Annotated in this window: 18 protein-coding genes; 6 read left to right on the top strand and 12 right to left on the bottom strand. The window is 58.5% G+C overall.

The window, feature by feature from the left end:
- Nucleotides 1-37 precede the first annotated feature (37 nt).
- The 4 genes from ROI90_RS19555 to ROI90_RS19570 all read right to left on the bottom strand — a co-directional run bounded on the left by ROI90_RS19555 (nucleotide 38) and on the right by ROI90_RS19570 (nucleotide 2232).
- Nucleotides 38-532 (bottom strand): KdsC family phosphatase, encoded by a 495-nt coding sequence (locus tag ROI90_RS19555; RefSeq protein ID WP_315999971.1) that lies wholly within the window; start codon nucleotides 530-532, stop codon nucleotides 38-40.
- Nucleotides 533-646: 114 nt separating this feature from the next.
- On the bottom strand, nucleotides 647-883 hold the full coding sequence (gene iscX, locus ROI90_RS19560) for a Fe-S cluster assembly protein IscX (RefSeq protein WP_315999972.1): 237 nt from the start codon (nucleotides 881-883) through the stop codon (nucleotides 647-649).
- 106 nt (nucleotides 884-989) lie between these two features.
- Nucleotides 990-1319: a 2Fe-2S iron-sulfur cluster-binding protein gene (locus tag ROI90_RS19565; protein WP_315999973.1), complete on the bottom strand. Its 330-nt coding sequence runs from the start codon at nucleotides 1317-1319 to the stop codon at nucleotides 990-992.
- Nucleotides 1320-1389: 70 nt separating this feature from the next.
- Nucleotides 1390-2232 carry a Rossmann-like and DUF2520 domain-containing protein gene (locus ROI90_RS19570; RefSeq protein WP_315999974.1) on the bottom strand — a complete coding sequence of 281 codons (843 nt, stop codon included), beginning with the start codon at nucleotides 2230-2232 and terminating at the stop codon, nucleotides 1390-1392.
- A gap of 171 nt (nucleotides 2233-2403) precedes the next feature.
- Between ROI90_RS19570 and ROI90_RS19575 the strand changes: the two genes are divergently transcribed.
- Nucleotides 2404-5136 (top strand): T9SS type A sorting domain-containing protein, encoded by a 2733-nt coding sequence (locus tag ROI90_RS19575; RefSeq protein WP_315999975.1) that lies wholly within the window; start codon nucleotides 2404-2406, stop codon nucleotides 5134-5136.
- Nucleotides 5137-5607: 471 nt separating this feature from the next.
- Here the strand turns inward: ROI90_RS19575 and ccsA are convergent, their stop codons facing one another.
- The 8 genes from ccsA to ROI90_RS19615 form a co-directional block, all read right to left on the bottom strand.
- Entirely contained in the window at nucleotides 5608-8202 is a 2595-nt protein-coding gene (gene ccsA / locus ROI90_RS19580) for a cytochrome c biogenesis protein CcsA (protein ID WP_315999976.1), read from the bottom strand.
- Nucleotides 8196-9158 carry a hypothetical protein gene (locus tag ROI90_RS19585; protein WP_315999977.1) on the bottom strand — a complete coding sequence of 321 codons (963 nt, stop codon included), beginning with the start codon at nucleotides 9156-9158 and terminating at the stop codon, nucleotides 8196-8198. Before ROI90_RS19585 ends, ccsA begins: the two co-directional genes overlap by 7 nt.
- Nucleotides 9159-9245: 87 nt before the next feature.
- Nucleotides 9246-9674, bottom strand: a complete 429-nt coding sequence (locus ROI90_RS19590) for a cytochrome c maturation protein CcmE domain-containing protein (RefSeq protein WP_315999978.1) — start codon at nucleotides 9672-9674, stop codon at nucleotides 9246-9248.
- Between the two features lie 169 nt (nucleotides 9675-9843).
- Nucleotides 9844-10083: a CcmD family protein gene (locus ROI90_RS19595; protein ID WP_315999979.1), complete on the bottom strand. Its 240-nt coding sequence runs from the start codon at nucleotides 10081-10083 to the stop codon at nucleotides 9844-9846.
- Nucleotides 10064-10735 (bottom strand): cytochrome c biogenesis protein, encoded by a 672-nt coding sequence (locus ROI90_RS19600; protein WP_315999980.1) that lies wholly within the window; start codon nucleotides 10733-10735, stop codon nucleotides 10064-10066. Before ROI90_RS19600 ends, ROI90_RS19595 begins: the two co-directional genes overlap by 20 nt.
- Nucleotides 10736-10849: 114 nt before the next feature.
- Complete coding sequence (locus tag ROI90_RS19605) at nucleotides 10850-11491, bottom strand: heme exporter protein CcmB (protein WP_315999988.1); 642 nt, start codon at nucleotides 11489-11491, stop codon at nucleotides 10850-10852.
- Nucleotides 11492-11678: 187 nt separating this feature from the next.
- The gene (locus tag ROI90_RS19610) at nucleotides 11679-14978 is read right to left on the bottom strand and encodes a hypothetical protein (protein ID WP_315999981.1); all 3300 of its coding nucleotides are present in this window, start codon (nucleotides 14976-14978) and stop codon (nucleotides 11679-11681) included.
- A 19-nt stretch (nucleotides 14979-14997) separates the two neighbouring features.
- Entirely contained in the window at nucleotides 14998-16110 is a 1113-nt protein-coding gene (locus ROI90_RS19615; protein WP_315999982.1) for an NAD(P)/FAD-dependent oxidoreductase, read from the bottom strand.
- Between the two features lie 161 nt (nucleotides 16111-16271).
- Between ROI90_RS19615 and ROI90_RS19620 the strand changes: the two genes are divergently transcribed.
- The 5 genes from ROI90_RS19620 (at nucleotide 16272) to ROI90_RS19640 (ending at nucleotide 24375) form a co-directional block, all read left to right on the top strand.
- Nucleotides 16272-16907 (top strand): MBL fold metallo-hydrolase, encoded by a 636-nt coding sequence (locus ROI90_RS19620; protein WP_315999983.1) that lies wholly within the window; start codon nucleotides 16272-16274, stop codon nucleotides 16905-16907.
- Between the two features lie 119 nt (nucleotides 16908-17026).
- Nucleotides 17027-17725: a CDP-diacylglycerol--serine O-phosphatidyltransferase gene (gene pssA, locus ROI90_RS19625; RefSeq protein WP_315999984.1), complete on the top strand. Its 699-nt coding sequence runs from the start codon at nucleotides 17027-17029 to the stop codon at nucleotides 17723-17725.
- A 166-nt stretch (nucleotides 17726-17891) separates the two neighbouring features.
- Nucleotides 17892-21827: a type IX secretion system sortase PorU gene (gene porU, locus ROI90_RS19630; RefSeq protein ID WP_315999985.1), complete on the top strand. Its 3936-nt coding sequence runs from the start codon at nucleotides 17892-17894 to the stop codon at nucleotides 21825-21827.
- Nucleotides 21828-21873: 46 nt separating this feature from the next.
- Nucleotides 21874-23073: a type IX secretion system outer membrane channel protein PorV gene (gene porV, locus ROI90_RS19635; protein WP_315999986.1), complete on the top strand. Its 1200-nt coding sequence runs from the start codon at nucleotides 21874-21876 to the stop codon at nucleotides 23071-23073.
- Nucleotides 23074-23088: 15 nt separating this feature from the next.
- Complete coding sequence (locus tag ROI90_RS19640) at nucleotides 23089-24375, top strand: M16 family metallopeptidase (protein WP_315999989.1); 1287 nt, start codon at nucleotides 23089-23091, stop codon at nucleotides 24373-24375.
- Nucleotides 24376-24801 lie beyond the last annotated feature (426 nt).

The raw sequence follows: 24801 nt of genomic DNA on the forward strand, positions 1-24801 counted from the left end.
TTGAGCAGACACCTCAATGGCGGAGGCTACGATGGCGCTACCAGGTTTGGTGCTGCTTCATTACCAGTTCAATCAGCTCGCGCACGGCACCGTGGCCTCCGGGCAGCGTAGCCGTGTAGTTACTGATGGCGCGCACATCGGTGGCAGCATCGGCGGGGCAGGCAGCTACGGCGCACCGGCGCATCACCTCAATGTCGGGCATGTCGTCGCCCATGTAGGCAATGTTGCTGGGCTCCAAATGGTAGGTATTGAGGTAGCTGTTGAAGATTTTCATCTTATCATCCACGCCCAGGTAAATGTCGCGCACATCCAGCGACTCCAACCGTTTGCGCACCCCCTCTTCCTCCCGGCCCGAAATAACGGCTACCCGGTACCCCTGCCGGATGGCATGGCGCACAGCGTACCCATCCCGAATATGGAAGGCACGGGCCTGCTCACCAGAGTTGAGCGCTAACAGGGTACCATCAGTCAGCACTCCATCCACATCAAAGATGAATACCTTGATGGCAGAAAAATCAGGGGAAGAAGCCAAGCAATTGAAAAATAAGAAAGTAAAAGAGGAAGGGTAGCAGGAAAAGGAAGGGTGAAGGAAGGCGTGCCTGTGCACATTTACTTCCTGGGGCCCCGGTTTCCGGCTGATCCCGCTCTATTGATTATCGCGCCACTCGTACACCCATTTAGCCTGAATCTGCTCCAGGTGGCCTTCGGTTGACTGCTCACGGGTGCCTTCGAAATTGGGCAGGCTCAGCACCCAGTCCAACAGTTCCGTGAACCGGACGCGGTAAATTTTAGCCTCGTTGAAGTCGTTGCCAAATTTCTCGTACAGGGCCATGGCAATATCCTCATGGTCGCTCCACTGCATCGGGGGCTCGAAGTGGTTCATATAGACGAAGGTGGTTGAAGGTGGTAAATGTGGCTGAATGTGGACAGTGTGTAATGGCTGATTTGCACATCTATTCACATTTCTCACATTCAACCACATTCAATATTTAATGTCCCAAGAACTCCTGGGCCGGAATCTGTACGACGATGTCCTGGTTGCCCTGCACCACGCACTGACAGCCCAGGCGGGAGTTAATGCGCGGGTTTACGGCCCGGTCAATGAAGTCTTCTTCCTTGTCCGAAATTTCGGGCAGGTCGTTTTCACCCTGCAGAATATAGACGTGGCAGGTGCTGCAGCCGCATACACCACCGCAGTTGTGCTGCAGCTGAATATCGTTGTTCAGGGCCACATCCAGCACCGATTCGCCCTCGGCGGCCATGTGCGTCTGGTCGGGCTGGCCGTCCTGAAACTTAAAGGTAATATGTACGGCTTTCACGGCGGAATGCTAGGTGGGGCAAGGCAAAAATGCGGGTGCAAAGGTAGGCACGCCGCCTCCCGAATCAAAGCTACAGACTGCCCCTATTGTTTTGGGTAGGCTGCTGAGCTGTTTGCTGAATACTGGCCGTGAGCTGAAGGTAGAGGCTCTGCCACTGTGGATGCTCGGCCAGGGCCTGGGTGTGCCGCTGTAACGTACCGGCATCGTGGCGGACGGCGGGGCCGGTTTGGGCCGTGAACGGGGGCTGACTCAGGGCCTTGGCTACCGTTTCCTGGATAAGCGGGTGCAGCAGCTCCCAGGGCAGCCCTGCGTCGGCCAGCAGCGCGTGGCTGATGCCCAGCAGGTGGTTGGGAAAATTGCTGGCCCACACGGCAGCCAGGTGCAGTTGCAACCGTTGGGCCGAGGTTAGCTCCCGCACATCCTGGCTGAGAGAACCCGCCAGCTGATACAGCGTGGCCAGCCCCGGATCATCGGCGGCTTCCAGGCAAAGAGGCACCGTTGCCCAGGTAATTTCCCGCCCTGCGCTGAACGTTTGAAGCGGATAAAATACGCCGCCCCGAATAGTTGGATGCTCCGCAAATACAGCCAGCGGCAAGGCTCCGGCCGTGTGCGCCACCAGCGCGCCTACCGGAAAGATGGCAGCGGCCAGCACATCCGGTACTACTGCGTCGGGTAAGGCCAATAGGTACACATCGGCCGGGGGCAGCGTCTGCAGGCTGGTCAGCACCCGCGCGCCGCGTACCGAGGCTGCCACTGCAGCGGCCGACGCCGGGGTGCGGCTCCAGATACCGACTACCGTGTGCCCTGCTGCGGCCAGGGCCAGTACAAGGTGCTGCGCGACTCGGCCAGCACCCAGCACTACAAGCTGTAGCGGTTGTGGTAAAGCCGGCTGATGATTGGCCTCAGCATCCATATACCTGCATTAAATTCAACTCAAACGGCCTTTTCATGTCAATATTATCAGTTTTGTGCGCAATATTTGACATCTTGTTACTTAACACCCGCATTGTATTCCAGGCGGCCAAGTAGTACGTTCTTTCAGACCGACATCTTCTTTCACTTTCCTCTTTTCTGAGCAGCATCTATGACACACTCTTACAAAGCAACGCATTTGGGCCGACACTGGCGTAAGCTGGCGCTGCTGGGGTTGCTGAGCCTCGGTTACCAGGCCGCGCAGGCCCAAACGCCGGTTCGCTACGCACCATCGGCGGTGCAGAACGTGGCCGGCACATACACCGACCTGGGCACCACGGGCACTGCCATTACCACGGCCAATACTGACGACGATAACTCGGCCACCACGCCGCTGGGCTTTACCTTTCAGTTCAACGGGCAGTCCTTCACAGATTTTGTGCTGAACACGAACGGCATCATCCGGCTGGGCACGGCAGCTCCTTCAGCAACTAACCTTTTCGGCGTCTACGAGAATGGTCAGGCTCCCGGAGTTGACCCCATTACCAGCACCAGTGCGGCGGATGTCAACCTGATTGCCCCCTTCAACTTCGACCTAGAAGCCGGTTCGGCAACGGGCGGCACCGAGTACCGCGTGTCCACGACTGGTACGGCTCCTAACCGGGTGACGACCATTCAGTGGAAAAACGTGAGCGACAAAGCGGGCGGAAACGCCAAGCAGTACGCCAGCTTCAACTTTCAGGTAAAGCTCTACGAAACCACTAACAACATTGAGTTTGTATACGGCCCTGCCGTAGCGGCCACTACGGGCACCGATATTGCCCGCTACCCCACGGTTGGTATTAAGGGCTCAGGCAGCGCCGCTGGCCAGACGGTGCTCGGCAACCGCACCTCTTCGGCGGCGGCATGGTCGACCACGGCGTTTATTACCGGCGTTTACACCACCTCCACGCACAACTTCCGCCGCTCCACCACTCCAGATGTGGGGCGTACCTACCGCTTCCGTCCCCAGCTGGCCAACGATGCATCGGTAGCTACGATTCACACGCTGGGCAAACTGGCCGTACCAAACTCCCTGCCTCACACTGTAGCTGCGGCCGTTACCAATAACGGTTCCAATGCGCTTACAAACGTGCCGGTAACTCTTACCGTAACGGGGGCTAACACCTTTACCAGTACCAAAACTATTGCCACCCTGGCACCGGGCACTACACAGGCTGTAACGTTTGATGCCTACCCAACTACCCTAGCCACAGGCACGAACAACCTGACGGTAACTATACCGGCCGACGACGAAAACTCGAACAACTCCCTCCCCTACACCCAAAAGGTTACTGCCGACCAGGTAGCGTATGTGGATGATACCCGGGCGTTTGCTGGAAGTGTGGGCGTGGGTTCTGACGGCGGTATTTTGGCTACAAAGTACAAAAACACGCAGACCACCACTGTTAGCCGGATAACTGCCTATTTCTTAGCTTCCACCACTGCTTCTACCTATCGTTTTTTGGTGATGGACGCCTCCGGTACCGGAGGAACTCCCGGAACGGTGCTATACACTTCACCAATACAAACTAGACCTACTGCGGCTAGTATTGTCACTTTCACAGTTCCCCAACCCGCTCCTGTCATTACGGGCGACTTCTACCTAGGCGTTCAGGAAGTAGCTGGCAACGTTGGAATAGCCTACCAACAAGAAGACCCGTTACGGACAGGCACTTTTTACTATCAAACTCCAGGCAGCGCTTGGATACCAGTCAACAACACTGCTTTGCGTACCCGTTTGGGTGTTGAAGCCACTTTCTCTCCCGTACCAACTTGCCTGCCGCCTACCAACGTAGCGGTTACAGACATTACGGCTACTACCGCTACTGTTACGTTCACGGCAGCCAACGCTAATGGTACGGGCTACACAGTAGTGTACGGCCCCCGTGGTTTCAACCCGGCCACCAGCGGTACTACCGTTTCGGGTGCTACCTCCCCCATCACCATTACTGGCCTGACCTCGGGCATGCCCTACGATGTGTACGTACGTACGGCCTGCGGTACCACGGAAACCAGCTACCTGAGCCCCGCAGTGGTAAGCTTCACCACAGTATGCGTTGCCCCGCAGATTACGGCTTTCCCCTACTCGCAGAATTTTGACAGTGGCACGGCCTCCCTGCTGCCCTGCGGTGTAACGGTAGCCAACGTAAATAATGACACCCGCACATGGACGCCCGCCAGCACGGACGTGCAAGGTGGCGCGCCGGCTTCGGCGCCCTACCACATGCGCTACATCTACAGCCCCAACTTCGCGGCGGATGACTGGTTCTTCCTACCTGCCATGACGCTGCAGGCAGGTTTCACTTACCAAGTAGCCTTCAAGTACAAGGCGGCCGTGAACAACTCCTCCGAAAAGCTGGAAGTAAAATACGGCACCGCCACCACGCCCGCCGGCCAGACCAACCTGCTGTGGCGCAACGAGAGCATCACGAACACCACGTATGCCACTACCACCGCGGGTACAGCTGCCGGCCAAGTGCTGCCCATTACGCCCACTACCACCGGCACCTATTACGTGGGCTTCCGCGTGTTCAGCGACGCCAACCAGTACAACCTGTACGTGGATGACGTGACGGTAACGGCCACGGCGGTAACCTCCTCCTCGGCGGCCCTACTGCGTGCTATCAGCGTATTCCCCAACCCTTCGGCCGGTAAGCTGAGCATTGAAGTAAGCAACGCCAACGCCCGCAACGGCCTGCAAGTTGAAATCAGCAATATGGTAGGTCAGCGCGTGCACACGGCCACCATCCGCGACAACATGACCAACCAACTGGATCTGTCCGGCTTGGCCAACGGCATGTACGTGGTGAAAGTGCGCAACGGCAACGAGTACATGGTACGCAACATCAGCATTCAGAAGTAATTCTTCTTGCTGCTCAGCTTTGGAAAAGGGCCGCCAAATGGCGGCCCTTTTTTTATTGACAAGGCCCCGGCACTTAGTGGAGTGCCTGTGTGAAGTATCCGTTTTTATCAGCCCCTTACCACACGTTAGGCAATGAATGTAGTGTACAGGCTAAGTAATAGAACTGTAGCAGCTGGGCACTCACCTGCCCTGTTGAAAAACTGACCACAGTAAGTTCATAGTGCTATCCTTACCGCTTCACTGGCTCGCCAGCGTGTATTATGGTGGTGAAAGTGCCCTAGGCTGGCTTGGCGTGGTATCCTGTTACGCTAGCCACTTCCATTTACAATTCAAGTCGAAACACGTCTGCACTACTGGCCACAGGCAACTCTACTCAACACCCAGATTACAAAACAGCCGCTAACCACAACGACTCCGGTGAAGTACCGGAGTCGTTGTGGTTAGCGGCTGTTTTGTAGCCAGGTAGCTTACTTAGGCTACTTGCTTGGTTTGCGGCTGTTTGCGGGGAGCAGCTTCCGGGGCCGGTACAGCTTCCACCGCTTCTGTTTCGCGGCGGCGCTTGTAGATGGCCATACCGAAGCCCACGGCCATCAGCAGGGTGCCGCTCCAGAGCAGGTTGATGAAGGGTTTCTCCACGGCTTTCAGGATGATGTAGTCCTTCTGGGTGGTGCTTACGCCGAAGGTGAACTTGCCTTTCTGCGGGTCCACGTTCAGAAAGCTCAGGCGCAGGCCCAGATCCTCCACCTCATCGGGCACGCGGCCGATGAGGCGGTTGCGCACTACAAATACGGGGTGCACGTGGTACTGCTTCTTCTCCCCGTACACCAGGAAGTCGCCCTGAATGGCCAGGTCGCCTTTGTTCAGGCCCAGGCCGGCCGTTTGGTGAGCGGGCTCCACGGCCCGGAACACGGCAAAGTAGTCGTTGAGGAAGATGGTGTCGCCCACGCTCAGCACGTGCTCTTTCACCTCACTCCAGTCCTTCTCCTTATCAATGGGCGGCACGGCGCTGATGTGGGAGTAGATGTCGTGGTCAGCGAATTTCTTGATGTCGGGGGACGCCAGCAGGCCGCCCATTTCCTCGTTCACCTGCGCCCGGGGGTAAAGCGTGAAGGCCTCGCCGGTTTTGCGGTCCTTGTACTCGACGCGGTAGAAGGTATTCTCGGGGTTGATTTCGACGGTATCCCCGGCTTTGTAGTACACCTTGTCGCCGCGTTTGATGTCGGCACGGGCCAGGGTTTTGTACTCATCCATAGTGCGGTAGAGCAACTGCTTATCCACGTAGCCGGGCACGCCCGCCACATCCCAGAACTGGCCGGTGTAGCGCACGTCGTACTTGCCCATGGGGGCCGGGTCGTTGCGCCACAGCAGCACGTTGTCCTGGTTGGTAGTCTGGTCGAATTCCCGCGAATACAGCAGGCCCGATACGTTCTGGCTGATGATATTGGAGTACCCGGCCGAGGCCAGCACGCCCAGCAGCATCAGGGCAATACCTATGTGGGCAATGCCGCCACCCGAAAGGCTCACCTTGCGCTTGAGTAGCGTGAACACCATGCTCACGTTGGCCAGCACCCCAAACAAAGCCGTAGTCAGCAGCACAATGTAGGTGATGCTCATTTTGTGGCCGTAGTACTGTACCAGCAGAATCACGAGGGCCGAAACGAGGAGGGTGAGGATGGCCGGAACGGTGAGCGTGTTGGACAGGCTGGACTTGTCGTTTTTCTGCCACCACATAATCTGGGCCAGGCCCGAGAAGAAGGCCACACCCACGCCCATCCATAGCTGGAATTTGGTGTAGTGGGCAATCTGGTCGGCGGGCAGGGCCACGTTGGTTTTCACCCCGATAAAGCCCATAAAGGCGTTATACACCGGAATACTGGTAGTGAACAGTACCTGGAAAGCACCCAGACACAGTACCGTAGCCCCCACAAACACCCACAGCTCGGCGTTATACGTGGTTAATTCTTTCTCCGAAACCGGAATCTGCTTCCAGCGCCATATCAGCAGGCCAATGGCCAGCACCACAAAGGCGCCCAGGTAAATCAGCAGTTGCCCGGAGAGGCCCAAATCGGTGAAGGAGTGCACGGAGGCGTTACCCAGCACGCCCGAGCGGGTGAGGAAGGTAGCGTAGAGCACCAGCAGGAAGGTGGCAATTACCAGCACGAAGCTGGTGCGCAAAGCTGTGCGGCTACGCTGCCACAACACCAAGCCGTGCAAAGAGGCCACCAGCACCAGCCAGGGGATGTATACGGCATTTTCCACCGGGTCCCAGTTCCAGTAGCCGCCGAAATTCAGGGTTTCATAGGCCCAGTAGGCCCCCATTACAATGCCCACGCCCAGCACCATGCCGCCCCAGAGCGACCAACGCAACGCTGGCTTGGTCCACTTGGTCAGCTCACCCTTCCAGAGGCCGGCAACGGCGTAAGCGAAGGGCACCAAGGTCAGGGCAAAGCCCAAGAATAGCGTGGGCGGGTGAATCACCATCCAGTAGTTCTGGAGCAGGGCGTTCAGGCCGGTACCGTCCTTGGGTACGAAGCCCGGGTTGGTTTTCCACACCGGCAGGTCGGGCATGAAGTCGCGCAGCAGTATGAAGGGCGAGGAGCCGATTTTCAGGTCGCCGAGCACTACGCCCAGAATCATGGAGGTGAGGAACAGCTGCACGCCGGCAAACACGGCCATTACGGGCGCTTCCCAGCGGCGGCCGTAGCGCATCAGTACCAGGCCAATGCACACGTGCCAGAAAATCCAGAGCAGGAAGGAGCCCTCCTGCCCTTCCCAGAAGCAGGAAATCATGTAGTACACCGGCAGGTGGTTGCTGCTGTGGCTCCAGGCGTAGTAGTACTCGTAGCGGTGGCCGTGAATGATGCCGAACAGGCAGGCTATAACGGCAACCACCGCCAGGCTATGCACCAGAAACGCCCCGCGCCCCAGCCGCAACCAACCGGAGTCGGTGTCGCCGAGGGCCCGGCCCTGGCCGGCTTTGTAATAGGAATACGCCGCCACCGTGGCCGCCACAAACGCTACTATGACACTCAGGTGCCCTGCGTCGCCGATAAGGGTGTTCAACATGTGCTGCTGCGTTGAAAGTCAATCAGTCTGCCAGATACTCTACCAGACTGATCAAGAGTTGTTTTATGTACTTGAGAAGAAACCCGGTGCCGGCGCATGCGGCCGGCTCGTCTTTCCCACTGCTTCTGTTGCTGTTGTGCCTGCTGGCTGGTTTGTGCGGGCGCTCGGGTGGGCTGAGCATTCAACTTGCTATGGCTAAACCACTGCTGCTGTACCAGTACCGGCGCCTCCTCATCCGCCGACTCAGCAATGATTTGGTAAAGGTAGCGCCCGGGCGCGGTTACTGTATCGGTCCAGCTGTAGCGCGGGGCGGCAGTGCCATAGGTGCTGCGAGCTACTGCTACCACGGCCTGGCTGCTGGCCCGAAACTCCGCCGCCTCCCGCCGCCACACCCGAAACCGGGCTACGGAGCCAATGGAATCAGGCAGTGACCAGTGCAGCGTAACCACGCGGCTGGCACTAGGGGCCGCCGGAGCGGGCAGTAGGGCTACTGCGGGCAGGCCCCGGGCGCTGGTACTCACAACCAAGTTGAACCGGCAATAGTCGCGCAGGTAACCATCCACATTCAGTAAATACGGCTGGCCCGCCTGCAACCCATCCAGCGCCACAAACACGTCGTCCTGGCTACCCAGGGAGGTGCACGACAGTATCCGGTAAGTAGCCGGCTGGCAAGGGGTACCCGTGAGTACCACTAGCTGTACCCCGCGCGTATCCCGGCACTGCTGCCCGCTGATATTCACGAAGTACTGCCCCGAAGCTGCCGGTGTAAACTCAAACCACTGGTCGTTGTGATACTCGATGCACTTGCCCGTTAGGCGCTCATCCACGCAGGACCACTGCACGGTGCAGTTGGTAGTGGTGGAGGCTACTGGCTGCTCTGCCTGTAGCACCAGCCGCCGGGCAATATCGTCGTTTGGTACCTGAGCGTTGGCAGTAGTAAAGGGTAGCAACCACAAAACAGCCAAGATGCTCAGCCAACCACAAGACCAGGTCTGTGCGCTTTTCCCAACTGCTTGCGTCTCCCCCACTACACTTACCCGGCGTTAGTTTAGCGAAGCCGTAGCTCCCTCAATGTCCTTTTCTACGTACTTAGAGGGGCATTTCAGCAGAATCTTGTCGGCCACGAAGGTGTCGTTGCGCATGGCCCCGGTAATTACCACCTGCTCCGATTTGTCGAAATCCTGAGGCTTGGGGTTGAAGTAGACCACGCGCTGGGCAATGCGGTTGGTATCTACCAGCGTGAAGGCGAAGTAATTGGGGTCTACCATGGGGTTATACTCCAGGCCCATGATGTTCTGGCTACCGTCGCGGGGCAGGCGGCCTACCACGTGCACTTTGGTGAGGTTACCATCAGCAGCCCGCTCTTTGGCTTCCTTGAAGGAGACGTACACGCTGGCGTCACCGGCGGTGCTCATAATGATGCCAATGGCCACGGCAATAATGGCAATGACGAAAATGTGTGCTTTTTTCATGTTGGGGGTTACAACAGGCGGCTCAAATCCAGAGCCAAAGGTCATTCAGAACACAGAAACCCAGCGTAAAGGTGCCGGGACAGGAGTGAAGAGGTGAAATTGTGAGTTGGTAAGTTTGCGGAGCCTGCCCAGTACCTCTGGCGGCCCGCACATACCCCTATTTCACGCGCTACTCCTGCACTTCTTTCTCTAGGCGGGTAAGGCGGCGGTCCAGGGAAACCAGGAAAAACAGCAGCCCGGCCAGCACCACCGCAATAACGGCCACTACCACGTAGATTTTACCGCTCTGGCGCAGGGCATCGGCCATTTCGGGCTGCTCGGCGGGCTGGGCTACGGCGTGCAGCACGGGCAGCAACAGGGCCAGCAGTAGCAGCACGGCGGCCCGCAGATTAGGCAAGCTGTTTTTCATACAATTTCAGTTTGAGCAGGGAAACGCGGCTGGCCAGCTGGGCCAGCCAGAAGGCCAGGAGGGTCCAGCCAATGACGGCCGGATAAAACACTAGGCGCATATTGCTGTCAAGGTCATATTTGGCAAAGGCGGGGTTGCCGCCCGCCCCGGGGTGCAGGGAGTCGGTGAGGCGGGGCAGAATGTAGAACAGCGGCATGGCCGTGGCAAAGGCGAAGATGTTGTAGATGGCCGACACGCGGGCCCGCTGCTGCTCATCGGTAAAGGAAGAGCGCAGCACCAGATACGCCCCGTAAATGAGCATGGCAATGGCCGCGCCGTTCAGCTTGGGGTCGTTGGTCCACCACTCCCCCCAGGTATACTTGGCCCAGATGCTGCCCGTAGCCAGTCCCACAAACCCCATCAGAATACCCGTGCGGGCCGCCTCGTGGGCACGAATGTCGAGCTCCGGCGTGGGCGTGCGCAGGTACCGAACCGAGTAGTACACCGAGGCCAGCAGGATAAAGGTCATGCCAAACCACATGGGCACGTGGAAGTACAAATTCCGGATACTCTCGTTGAGGATGGCCAGGCGCGGTACCGGCAACAGCAGGCCCGCCACCGCCACATACAGCAGCAGCACCACACTCAGCGCTTTCCACCAGTTGTTTTTCATAAGCTGTTAGCTATTAGCTGCTGGCTGTTAGCTTTTTTTCAGGGTAATGGAGAAGATTTTGGCAGGAGTGCTACAATGAAGCTATCAGCTAGTAGCCAGCAGCTAACAGCTGAATCAGCTTCTCCACAAAAAAGGAAACAGCAGGTACGATACCGCCCCGACAATCATGTTCAGGGCTACCAGGGTCAGTAACGCGCTCTGGCTGGCTTCGAATTCCAGGCCATCCAGCGCATTTTTGGAAACTTTAATAAGCAGCAGCAACATAGGCACCATCAGGGGGAAGCCCAGCACGGCCATGAGCGTGCTGCTGTTGGTGGCTTTGGCCGCAATGCCCGATACCAACGTGAGCGTGCTGGCAAAGCCCACGGCCCCCAGCGCCACGTTGCCCACAAACAGCGGTACGTTCTGGACCGGGTTGCCCAGCACTACCGAGTACAGCCCAAATGCCACCAATGCCAAGCCCAGCAGCAGCAGGGCGTTATAGACTATTTTGGCCAGAATTACAGCTTGGGGCCGCACCAGCGTGTAGTAGTACAGCATGCGGCCCCGGCTCTCCTGCAGAAACCCCTTGGCTACGGCATTCACGGCCGAGAACAGCAGCACAATCCAGAACAGGGCGTTCCAGGCCGGAGCAGGTAGCTGCCCCCCACGCGAAGAAAAGCTGAGGTAGCACACGAATACGGTGCTGCTTACGTACAGGAGCATGCCATTCAGGGCCGCGCGCTGCCGCCATTCCAGGCGGAAGTCCTTCTGCATCAGTACCCAGATTTCGCTTAGTAGCGTCACGGCAACACGGCTGGTAAACAGGACCGCAAAGATACAACCCAACTCCCGGATTAGCCGCCCCCCGCACTGGAATAGTGCCGCCGCCCCCGTTAAAAGCAAATCAGCCGGCTTTCCTGAGTGGAAAACCGGCTGATTCAGCGGCTGCAAAGCACCAACTTTAGAAGTCGTAGCCCAGCGTTACGTACAGTTTCGGGCCCTTGGTGGTGTACTGCTCCCGGCCCCAGGCCAAGTCGCCTTTCACATAGAAGCCCAGCATGGTAGTGCGCATGCCTACCCCGTAACCGTACAGCATGGGGTTGGTGAAATTGATAACCGAGGCACTAAAGGAGCCCTCCGTTACCGTTTTGGTATTGTTGGAGTTGTTGACGCTGAATGGGTTGTTTCCGGAGTACGTGGTGCCCATATCCCCGAAAGCCGTGAGCTGCAGGTTGCGGAAGAAGCCCGATTCAATGGGCCGCCGCGACAGATACTGCACGATGGGCAGGCGCAGCTCGGAGTTGAACAGTACGTATTTCTGGCCGATGCGCTTGCTGTAATCGTAGCCGCGCAGGTTGGTCACGAACTGCTGGTAGAACATCTGGGTGGGGTCCAGCTGCGTGGGGTCGAGGGCGGGTACCTTGTCGGCCGTGATAAACTGGCTGTCGTTGTAGTCGTAGTTCAGCCAGTTATCCATGCCCCCCAAACGGAAGAAGGGCTGGGCCGTACCGCCGCCCACATACTGCCCGAAGCTGGCCCGGTTGGCCCAGATCAACTGGCGGTGAATTTTCTGGTAGTGCCGCAGGTCAACGAAAATCTTGGTGAAGCTGGTGTTATTCCCCGAAATGTCGTTCAGGCGCGTGACGCCGGCCTTCATGCGGGTGCCCTGCAACATGTTCACGCCCGTCACAATGGAGTTATCGAACACCAGCTCGCCTTCCCCGCCCAGGTAGTTGTTGGTCTGGTCGGTGGAGTTGGTCAGGTCGGCGTACACCTTGCGGCTTACCGTTACGAAGCGCGGGCCCAGGCGCACGCTCAGGTTGTGCGTAAGCGGATAAGCCAGCGTGGGCGCAATTTCGTGGCGGCCGTAGCGCACCCGGCCCAGCTGCTGCACATCAATAAAGTAGGCCTGCTTCTGGTAGCGGATGCTCCAGTCGTAGCGGTGCTTGAGGTTGGTATACTCAGCGAAGATGTTGCTGGTGCGCAGGTCGGTGAGGGCGAAGATGCCGGCCTGAATCCGGTGGTCTTCCATCATGTCCGACATATTCACCTGCCCCAGCAGCCCCAGGCCCAGCAGCGGATCAGAGTAGAGCGTGGACACCACGTTATCGATGCTGAAACGGGTATCGTAGCGGAAAGGGCCGTTGAGCGTGGCGGCTTCGGCGGGAGCCGCCTGGGGCAGGGCTACTACCGTGGGGGTACGCCGCCGGGGTGCAGTTCCCGCCGCGCGGGAAGCCGGAATATCCTCGTCAAACTGATACTCATTGGTATTCACCGCGCGCGTACCCGGCCGCCGGGCAGGCTCGGTAGCCGGCGCGGCAGTGGTGGCGGGCTGCCCGCTTTGCTGCTGGGCATTGGCTACCGTAGGCCCGGGCCGGTTGGGCGCGGCCGCCTTGGCGGGCTTCGAGCGGTCTTCCAGGGTTTCCTGCCGGGCCGTTTTGTACAGCACCAGGTCGGTAGGCAGGGAGTAGCCGGGGTACAGATAGGCGTTTTCGCGGCCATCCGGGGCGGCTATCAGCGCCAGCGTGGACGTGGCCGCGTTGTAGTCGTAATCCTTGATGTTGGCTCGAAAGCTGGTAACCGGCTGGTACTGTTTGGTGGCCACCGTGAGACGGTAGAGGCTGCGCACCCCGCTTTCCTCGCTCACGAACAGCACTTCCGCATCGGAAATGGCGCGGGGGCGGCCTTCGTTGGAGATGCTGTTGGCCAGTACTTCCACCGGCTGCGCGCGGCCATCGAGGTGGTAGAGGTACAAATCGTAGTTATTGACCACCGCCCCGAAGCTGCCCTTGGCCGTGCCCGCCGAGTCCAGCCAGCGGTTGGAGCTGAACACGATGCCGCCCCCGCCCGGCAAAAAGCTGGGCTCTACGTCATCGAACACATCATTGGTGAGCTTTTCGGGCGTGCGGCTGCCGGCCCGCAGCAGGTACATATCGTTCTGCCCGTCACGCACCCCGCTAAACACCAACGACTTGCCATCGGGGGAATAGCTCAGATCCGTTACCTGGGAAAACTGCCCGAACAGGGAGTTGCTGCGCCCGAAGGTGGGCAGCAGGCTTTTCAGGCGGGCCATCATGTTGCCCACGCCGCCATCGGCCTCGCGTAGCTGCAAGGCCAGTCGGCCCTTGCTTTCCTCCACCACGGCCACTTGTCCGTTGCCGCGCCAGGCCAGCACCGGTAGCCGCGTTTCCACCTGCTGATCGGGGGTTTTGTACCCGCTCCGGTGGATTTTCGTGCGGCCCTTGCCGTTTTTGTCCGTTACCAGCACCCGGTAGCGGCCCTGGTCGTTCTGCACGAAGGCCAGGCGCTGCCCGTTGGGGCTCAGCACGGGCTGGCTGTACAGCATGGCGCGCCGGTTGCGGCTCACCAGACTATTCTTGTCGTCCAGTTCCTGGTAGGGTGTGCGGGGCTGGGCGTTCAACTGGCGGTAGTAGCCCAGCCAGTCCTTCAGAAACACCTTGTAGGGCACGTTCAGCGAGGAGCTGATGCCCACTTCCACGTCGCGGGTGATGCGCGTGAGGTTCAGAATATTCTGGACGCTGGTATAGCCGTAGCGCTCCGCAATGTAGTTCCACATGCTCTGGCCGGCCAGCTGCGGGTTGCGCAGGAAGAACGGGGCCGTGCGGTTGCCCTCGTACTCCCGGGTCATGGTGCGCATGTAGTTGTCCATCTCCACGCTCCAGCCCTCCGCCGCGTAGGCCGAGGCCCCGCTGATAAACCAGTCGGGCAGCTGCAGCAGGTAGCTGCTCTGAATGATTTCCTTGAGGGAGCCCCCGTACATCATGTCATTGAGCAGCACCTGCGTGATGCGGTTGCTCAGCTCCTGCTTAAACCGGGTTTGCTGGCCCTGGAAGGCAATCTGCACCTTGGTCATGCGCAGCAGGGAGGTGGCCCCCCCGGTCTGGTACTTGTCGTTGGTGAGGCCCACGTTGCTCTGCCGCAGGTCGCCCACGGAGTTATAGAGCATGATGGTGGTCTTGGAATACGGATAGTACCCAATGAGCCCGGTAATGCGCTGCAGCTCTTTTTCGGCGTACTCGGCCGCGTGCCGGGCCGCCGCCTCGCCCCCGGCGTAGTAGTAAATGCTGAAATTCTGGGTGCTCAGCTGCTGCCACTCAAACTCCTTGTATTGCAGGCGCACCCGCCCGAAGGGCTCCTGCGCCGTTTGGGCGTGGGCAGAGTAGCCGGAAAGCAGGCAGCCCAGCAACAGAGCTGCCAGGCCGGCCGGCCCACCTGCGTGGGGCCGGGAAAGAAAGGACACGTGCCTCATATAAGGAAAGCTAGGAGCGGGATGCGGATACCGGGGAGCCGGCAGCAGCCGGCGCGGCTATAAACAACGAAAAATACCGGCGGATATTGACTTCGGGCCACAGCTCCGCGTCGTTTTCCAGCCAGTCGGCCATAAGCTGAGCCAACCGGGGGGCCATCATCACCCCCTTCGAGCCAAACCCATTAAAGATATGCACGCCCGGCGTTTCCGGATGCGTACCCAGCAAAGGCTTCCGGTCGCGCACGGCGGGCCGTACGCCGGCCCGCTGCCCGGTTACCCGGAACGGCAGGCTGGTAATGGCCTGGAGCCGTTGCGCCAGCTCAGCGCGGGCTTCGGGCGTGGTTCCCTCGGCGAAGGGCGGCCAGCGGTAGGTAGCCCCCACCCGCAGCTGCCCGTTGCCGAGCGGTACCACGTAAGCGCCTTTATTGAGCACGGCGCCTTCCGGCAGCTCAGGGCACTCCACGTCCAGCACCTCGCCCTGGTTGGGGGTCAGCGGCAGCCAGTTGAAATACGGGTTATGCACGGCGGCGGCACCTTCGCAGCTGATAACGTGCCGGGCGTGCAGCCGGTCGTCGTAGCGGAAGCCGCCCGCCGGGTCGGCAACAAGCCGGGACCAGGCAAAAGTTTCGTGTTGCAGCCATCCTTCGCGCAGGCCCAGGGCCGTGAGCCGGGTGAGCAGCTCCTCCACCAGCACGTAGCCCCCGCCCCGGATCAGCAGACCGCCCATTTGTTGCTCTACCCCGGGCAAAGTGGGCAGCTCCCCGGTAGCATCGGGCACGAACTCCTGCCAGGGCCGGTCGGCGCTGCGGGCCAGCACGTCGTTCTGCTCCTGCACCGAGGAAAACAGCTTTACGATGGGCATTTCGCGCAGAATGGGCACCCGCAGCCGCTCTTCCTGCTCCCGGTAAAAGGCCAGGGCCGCCGGCAGCAGCTCCGCCGCCCGCCAGGCCAGCGCGAAGCGTTTGCCGGCCACCGGGTTCATCAGGCCCGCCGCCACCCGCGAGGCGGAGTCGGGCTGCGGCTGGTCGAGCACCAGCACCTGCCGCCCCCGGGCCCGCAGCTCGGCGGCCAGGGCAGCACCGGCAATACCGTAGCCAATCAGTAAATAATCAACGCGCGTCATGACAGGCAAGGTAGGGAATTGGCGGCACGCACGAATGCCGCCGCTATGGCAAGCAATCGGGCGGCCCCGGGCTATGTGGGCCGGGCGGCGCGCACCTCCGTACTCTTGCGTAACTTACCCGCTCAATTGCGCGCGGTACAGGGCCGCTTTCTTTCTGCTACATGACGGTTTCGGGATTTACCTTCAACGCCTTTTCAGAGAATACCTACGTGCTGCACGACGGCACCGGGCAGTGCGTCATCATCGACCCGGGCTGCTACGAGCCGGCCGAGCAGCAGGCCCTGCAACGCTTTATTGCGGAGCAGGGGCTGCAAGTGGTACTACTACTGAACACGCACTGCCACATCGACCACGTGCTGGGCAATCAGTTTGTGCTGGATACCTATCAAGTACCGTTTCTCATTCATGAGGCCGATGCCGGCACGCTCCGTTCCGTATCGGCGTACGCGCCCAGCTACGGATTTGCCCGCTACAACCCGGCCGAACCCACCGGCTTTCTGACACCGGATCAGCCGGTGCAGTTCGGCAACACCGAGCTGGAAGTGCGGTTTGCGCCCGGCCACGCGCCCGGCCACGTGGTGTTCTACCACGCGCCAACGGGCGTGGTTATCGGGGGCGACGTGCTGTTCCAGGGCAGCATCGGGCGCACCGATTTGCCCGGCGGCGACTACGCCACCCTCATCAGCAGCATCCACAGCCAGCTGCTCACCCTCCACGACGACACGGTAGTATACCCCGGACATGGCCCCGCCACCACCGTAGGGGCAGAACGCCGCAGCAATCCATTTCTAAACTAGCAATTAAACTATCCGGGAGGCTGAATACCAGCGCGGTATTCCAACGTTGTAGTAGCCGCAGCCCTCCGCTACCAGTCGGGTTTCTCCGAAGCCCCTATTTTTCCAAGCCGCAAGCTCCCTTGAAAAAACACCTTCCCAACGCCGTCACCTGCCTCAACCTGTTCTCGGGCTGCCTGGCTTTGTGCAACATTTTCGCCGGCAACCTCGAAACCGGGGCCTATTTCGTGGCCCTGTCGGCGCTGTTCGACTTTTTTGATGGCCTGCTGGCCCGGGCCCTGCACGTGTCCTCCCCCATCGGCAAAGACCTGGATTCCCTGGCCGATGTCGTGTCGTTTGGGGTGGTACCGGGGGCGTTCCTGTTTGCTTTGCTGACCCAGAGCGGCACCGACCTGCCCGACTGGCTGCCCTACGCCGGCTTTATCGTGACGGTGTTTTCGGCCCTGCGCTTGGCCAAATTCAACAACGATACCCGGCAGTCCGACTCCTTTATCGGGTTGCCCACCCCGGCCTGCACGTTGGTGGTAGCCTCGCTGCCGCTTATTCTGGCCAACGACCGATTTGCCCTGAGCCCCTACGTGCTCAACCCCTGGGTACTGCTGGCCCTGACGCTGGTATTATCGGGGCTGCTGGTGGCCGAGTTGCCCTTGTTTGCTCTCAAGTTCAAGTCGCTGCGCTGGCAGGATAACCAGGTGCGGTTCGTGTTTTTGCTGCTGAGCGTGGGCTTGCTGCTGTGGCTGTGGGCTGCGGCCATTCCGGTCATTATTTTACTGTACGTGCTGCTGTCTGTGGTAAGTCCGGCTAAGCCCTCAGTCGCGTAAATGACAATGGGCTGACTACGCCCAAATTATGAAGCAGCATCGGGTGTTATTTTTTGCCGAACGGCCGCAATAATTCTGATTTTCCGCAGTTAAATGCCCGTGGCTGAACTGTGGAACGCAGCAACCTGTTGCGTCTCTAACTTCTTCTCACCCTGCTTTTTTGCGTATGCGGTATTCTACGTTTCGGTGGCTTGCTCTGCTGGTGTTGAGTGTGACCGGGCTGGCCGCCCAGGCACAGTCGGAGCAGGTAGTGCAGGCCCGTATTGCCTGGGCTGGTACCGAGCCCGTAGCCATTCGCGGAAAGCTGCGGCAGTTGCCTTCTTTCCGGGGGGCCTCTTTCCGTAAAGATGAGCAAGTAGGCACCTATCAAGTACGCTTGGCCGGAGCCGTATCCCAGGGCCAGCTCCGCGACGCGGTGTACGAACCCCTGACCACCGCTGAGGCCCGCCAGCTGGATGCGGCGGCCCTGCCAACTGCCCCTGTAGTGGAGTTGATTACCGGCCTGGAAAACCGCCAGCCTATTACCCTGCTGGCCCTGCGCCCCGCCCGCCGCAACCCCCAGACCGGGCAGCCCGAAAAGCTGGTATCCTTCAGCTACGCCTACACACCTGGTTCCCTGCGCCCTACTACTACTCGCACGTACACCCGCACCTCGGTTCTTGGCCAAGGCGACTGGTTTAAGATTGGTGTACCCAACAGCGGCGTCTATAAGTTGGATAAAGCTGCCCTCAGTAGCCTGGGCCTGAACACGCAGAGTCTGGACCCTACCCGTCTCCGCCTCTACGGCAATGCCATGGGTACTCTGCCCCAGGCTAACAGCACCTACCGCCCCGATGATTTGGTGGAAAATGCCGTTCAGTTTGTGGGCGACGGCAACACGAGCTTCGACGACAACGAGTATTTTCTGTTTTATGCCCGTGGCCCCCACACCTGGTCCCGGGAGGGCCAGACGGCTTCTTTCCGCCACCAGCAAAACCCCTATACCGATACCGCCTACTACTTTCTGACGGTAGGCACTGCTGCGGGCCGGCGCGTAGCGGCTGCCCCAGCTGTTTCGGGTACCGCTTCGGCCCGCATCACCACCTTTGCCGAGCGGCAGTTTTATGAGCGGGAGCTTCTGAACCTGGCTAAGTCGGGCCGGGTGTGGGTGGGTGAGCAGTTTTCCTCTTTCTCCGGCTTGCAGCGCGAGGTATCTTTTTCCGTGACGGATCTGGTACCAGGCTCTATTGCGCGCGTCACGTCTGCCGTGGTAGCAGCTTCCGTATCAACTACCACGTTCCAAACGGCCATCAATGGCCAAAACAACACTACTCAGGTAGTGAGCGGGTTTACGTGTACTGGCGGCGGGGGCTGCTACCCCGAGGCGGCCAACACCGCGCGTACCGAGTTGAGCTACCCCATACCGGCCACCTCTCCTACCGATGTCAAGGTCAGCCTGACGTATAACGGTGGTACGGACCCCTCGGCGCGTGGCTACCTTGATTATTTGGAGCTGAATGCACTGCGGCAGCTGCGCATGAGCGGCAACCAGCTGGAATTTCGCTCCCTTAGCAACCTTGTTCCGGGCGCCATCAGCCAGTTTGAAGTTGGCAATGCCGTAACGGGCACTACTATTTGGGATGTAACCAACCCGCGCCGGCCGGCCGCTGTTAGTCATTTCAACGGCACTTACCTGGCCCGCACCGATTCGGTGCGGGAATACGTGGCGTTTACTGGTAACAGCTTTCCTACTCCGCGCAGCTTTGGGCGCGTGGGCAATCAGAATCTGCACGCCCTCAACCTGGATGGGAAGCTGGAGCTGATTGTTCTTACGCACCCTGCCTTTCTGGAAGCCGCCAACAAGCTGGCCGCGCACCGCACCACTCACGATGGCCTGGTAGCCCAAGTAGTCACTACCACCCAAATCTACAACGAGTTCGGCTCGGGTGCCCAGGATGTAACGGCCATCCGCGACTTCATGAAGATGGTGTATGACCGTAACACCACCGGCCGTCGCCAGTACCTGCTACTGTTCGGTGATGCTTCCTACGACTATAAGGCCGACCCCAGCAACGACGCTGCTAAGCTGCCTGACTGGTGGAAGGACCGGTTGCCCGCTAATGCTGATAAAATCAATCAAAACTTCGTGCCGGTATATGAGTCGGTTGAAGGCTTTGACTACGTGCAGGGCTACCGCCCCGGCGGCCAGGGCATTACCTATTCCTCCGACGATTATTACGGTCTGCTGGACGACACCGAAGGTGCTTGGCTCCCGAACACCAGCAACGAGCTGATGGACATAGCTATAGGAAGACTACCGGTTCGGACGGCTGCTATGGCCTTGGCTACGGCCGACAAGATTATTGGCTACGATGGCGTGGCAGGGTTTGGCAAATGGCGCAACCGTCTCTCCTTCGTGGCTGATGATGGTGACAACAACCTGTTTTCCACCTATAGCGACCAACTCGCCAACCCGCTGGAAACCACACCTGCCACCCAGAGCTATAACGTTTATAAGCAGTACCTCGACCTGTTCCCCCAAACTACGGTAGCCGCTGGGCAACGCTCCCCAAGTGCCGAGAAAGCAGTAGATGAAGCATTCGAGAAGGGTTCTTTACTGATTAACTACGTGGGCCATGGCAGTCCCCGCAGTTGGGCCGATGAGCAAATTCTTACTAGTACCTCGGTGCAGCGCCTGCAAAACACGTCGACGCTACCCTTCCTGTTTACCGGTACCTGCGACTTCAGCACTTACGATAATCCTGAATTTACTTCAGCCGGCGAAATAGCCCTTACGGATATCAGTGGGGGCGCCATCGGTCTGCTCACCACCACCCGAGTGGTATATGCCGATAAAAACCAATCCTTGGCCATTGAGTTCTTCAACGAATTATTCCGACCTCAGGCTGATGGTACCATGCCCCGCATTGGTGAGGTATGCCGCGGAGCCAAAAACACGGCCGTAGCCGGTGACAACAACCGCAACTACGCTCTGCTCGGCGACCCATCCATGCGCTTGGCCTATCCGAAGCAGGAGGCTGTGGTAACTACTCTTAACGGCAAGCCTATTGCCCAGACCGACACACTGAAGGCGCTCCAGCAGGTTACCCTGCGCGGTGAAATTCAGCAGGGCAGCCGCCTTAATCCGGCTTTCAACGGTACGGCCAACGTGCAGGTATTCGAGAAGAAAACTATTGTTCAGACGCTAGGTAATGAGGCAAATGCTCCGGCCGTTCCAATTACCCTGCGCGAGAACGTGCTATACGATGGCCCGGCTACTGTGCGTAACGGCTCGTTCAACGTACAGTTCGTAGTGCCCAAGGATATCAACTACAACGTAGGCCTGGGCAAAATCAGCCTTTACGCCTCCGATGCAGCCAACCGCACGGATGCGCACGGCCAGCAGCTGTTGGGTATTGGTGATGCGGCCCCCTTGGCCTACCGTGACACCATCCCGCCCCGCATCCGGCTGTTTATGGATAATGAGCAGTTTGCCTTTGGCGGCCTCACCGGCCTCACAACTACCCTGCTGGGCGTCTTGCGCGATGAAAGCGGCATCAACACCGCCGGCACTGGCATCGGCCACGATTTAACCGCCACGCTTGATGGGGATGCCAGCAAGGTCACCATTCTGAACTCGTTCTATACCGCCAAAACCGACAGTTTTCAGGTAGGCCGGGTGGAGTACAAGTTCAAGGACCTTAAGTCGGGGCCGCATGAGCTCCGCGTAAAAGCCTGGGATACTTGGAACAACTCCTCAGAGCGCTCCGTGGAATTTGTGGCAGCGGCTACCGAAAAGCTGGCCTTACAACATGTACTGAACTACCCAAACCCCTTCGCCCGCAACACAACCTTCCACTTCGACCATAACCGCCAAGGCGAAGACCTGGATATTCAGGTGCAGATATTCACTGTAGCCGGTAAGCTCGTCCGCACTCTGCAAGCTACGGCGCTGGGTAGTGGTTCGCACGTTTCCTCCATCAGCTGGGACGGCCGCGACGAATATCAGGACCAGCTGGCGCGGGGCGTATATGTATACCGCGTGAGCGTACGGGCCCATTCGGCCAACAGCTCCAATGCGTCTACCACCTCCAAATACGAAAAACTTGTGCTGCTGAATTAACTGCAGCTTTTCGCCTACCTTCCGCCTCCATACCTTTTTACCCCCTATGACACTGCCGAAACTGTCCTTGCGCTCTGTACTGCTCCCCGGCCTGCTGGGCTTGGCGGCTACTGCCTCTCACGCTCAGAGCCGGGTCAACGCCATTACCACCGCCGTACCCATTCTTACCATCAGCCCCGATGGGCGTTCTTCTGCGCTTGGTGAGGCTGGTGTGGCCATCAGCCCCGATGCCAACGCTGGCTATTACAACCCCGGCAAGCTGGGCTTTGTGCGGTATCAGCATAGTGCGGCAGTTTCCTACACGCCTTGGCTGGCTGGTATTTCCAATGATATGGGCCTGGCTTACCTGAGCGGCACCAGCAAAATTGGGGAGCGGTCCACCCTGTCGGCTAACTTGATGTATTTCGACTTGGGCCGCATTGAGTATCGTACTGCCCAGAACCAGGCTAATGGTGAATTCAACCCCAAGGAATATGCCCTCACCATTGGCTACGGCCAGAAGCTGAGCGACAATTTGGGGGTAGGCATCAATGCCCGCTACATTCGCTCTAACCTCACCGGCGGCACTGCCGATACCAAGCCAGGCAACGCAGTGGCCGTCGATTTGGGTGCCTACTATAATACCGACCTAACCATTGGTCCCGGCGAGTACAGCTTGGCATTCGGAGCCGCTGTATCTAATATTGGTAATAAGATTACCTATACGGATGCCAACCAGCCCGACTTCTTACCCACCAATCTGAAACTGGGCACGGCCATTACCAAGGAATTGGATGCGTACAACAAAATCACGCTGACCTTCGACGCCAACAAACTCCTCGTTCCTTCCCCCTACTACGACAAGAACGACCCCACCGACAACCGGCAGGCACCAGCTGTGGTAGCGGAAAACGAAAAGCGTGCTAACTACGGCATTGTCCGGGGTATCACCAGCTCCTTCAGTGACGCTCCCGGTGGGTTCAGCGAGGAACTGAAAGAAATCAACCTATCAGCAGGCGCCGAGTACGTGTACAACGATTTGCTGATGGCCCGCGTAGGTTACTTCTACGAAAACCCCATGAAAGGCGACCGGCAATACCTCAGCTTCGGTGCTGGCGTACGGTACCAGGTTTTCGGTATCGATGGCACCTATTTGGTACCAAACTCCAAAGCCAACCCCTTGGCTCAAACATTACGCGTATCGTTGCACTTTAACTTCAACGAACTCAGCGAGGCTTTCGGCTCTTCTGATAGCCCCACCAACTAACTCCTCTTCCTTTTGATGCTCGACCGTACAGTCGCACCTCCCGTTCAGCCGCTGGCCAGTGTCACACTGCCCGCGGCTGACGTGCTTTCACTCCCTAACGGAGCCCGTCTACACGTCCTGCGCAACAATGCACAACCAGTAGTGCGGTTGCAAGTCGTTCTGCCAGCCGGTAAATCGGCGGAGCCTAGTCCAGGCGTTTCCCTACTCACTGCTCGTATGCTACTGGAAGGCACCACCACGCGCACCGCTCGTCAGATTGCCGATGAAGTGGCCTTTTACGGTGCTTCTCTGGAATGTGAGCAGGGCTTTGACCGTGCTACTCTCACCCTCTATTGCCTTACTCGCCACCTTGGCAACCTTCTCCCACTTATTCTGGACGTACTGACCGAGCCTAGTTTTCCGGAGCAGGAATTAGCATTACTAAAAACCCGCACTGTGCAAAACGTACGGGTTGAACGACAGAAAACCAGCTATCTGGCCGCTGAGCAATTTTCACAACGTCTTTTCGGAGCATCTCACCCGTATGGCAATACGTTCGAAGAAGAAACTTTCCAACAAGTAAGCAGCCAGCAACTCCGGGCGTTTCATCAACACGCATACCAATTAGGAAAAGCTCAAATCTTCCTCTGCGGCGACATTCTGCCTGCTGACGATCTAGCTATTGGTCAATATCTGGGCCAGGGAGCACCTCAAAATTTCCTTGATACCGTACCCCCAGTTGTTTCCTCAGCTACCTATGCCAATGCACAATTGTACGTTCCTGTTGAAGGCAGCCTGCAGGCCTCGTTAAGGATAGGTAGATTATGGCCAGACCTTAGGCACTCCCAAAGTCACGCGTTGCAAGTATTGGTAAAAGTACTGGGAGGCTATTTCGGCTCACGCCTCATGAAGAACATCCGTGAGGACAAAGGGCTAACGTATGGGATCTATGCCAGCATCGGCCCGCGTGAACATGCGACTAGCTTCGTAATTGGCTCAGACGTTAATGCAGCAAATGCTCAAGCAGCTATTCAAGAGGTCCACCATGAACTATGGCGTCTGCAACAAGAGCTTATCCCAGAAAATGAGTTGCAAACGGTTAAGAATTACATGACAGGCAAGTTTGCAAATGAACTAAGCACTGTGTTCGAACAATGTGATAAATACAAAAACTTAATTTTCTATAACCTACCTTCAAACTATTACTCTGAGTTTATAGCCTGTGTACAACGAGCGGATGCACTTACTCTAAGAACATTGGCTCAAGAGTATTTAACCCCGGAAAGCATGCTCGAAGTAGTTTCAGGCCCGAACCAGGCATAGTCGCACGCAAAAGGCCCTTGCTTTATGAAGCAAGGGCCTTTTGCGTGTGGGAAACATACAGCTATAATATCGACTTTGTATATCGGCTGCGCTTCAGTTCAGTGATTTGAAAGGATTATTACTAGAAGCTGTACTGTAGCATTGCCCCGAGAGTAGGTAGCAGTCCAACACAATCTACCCACCCAGCCTGCGTACTGGCGGACCTCAGCCAGCCAAGAAGCGCTTCCGCTACTCCCATCAGGAGCACACAGCCCCACGGGCACGCAGCCACGTCGGCCGCTCCCTACCCGGCAGCCCGGCAGGCGGCAGCCCATGGCCCCGCCCCACCCCCAGCGGGGAGGAGCCACAGCACAGACGCAAGGCGGAACCCGGGAGCAGCAATCAGCGGCGGGCACTGGAAAGAGTCGGCCCGGGGCGTGGCCCGGC

The organism is Hymenobacter endophyticus (assembly GCF_032464715.1).
Lineage (GTDB): Bacteria > Bacteroidota > Bacteroidia > Cytophagales > Hymenobacteraceae > Hymenobacter > Hymenobacter endophyticus.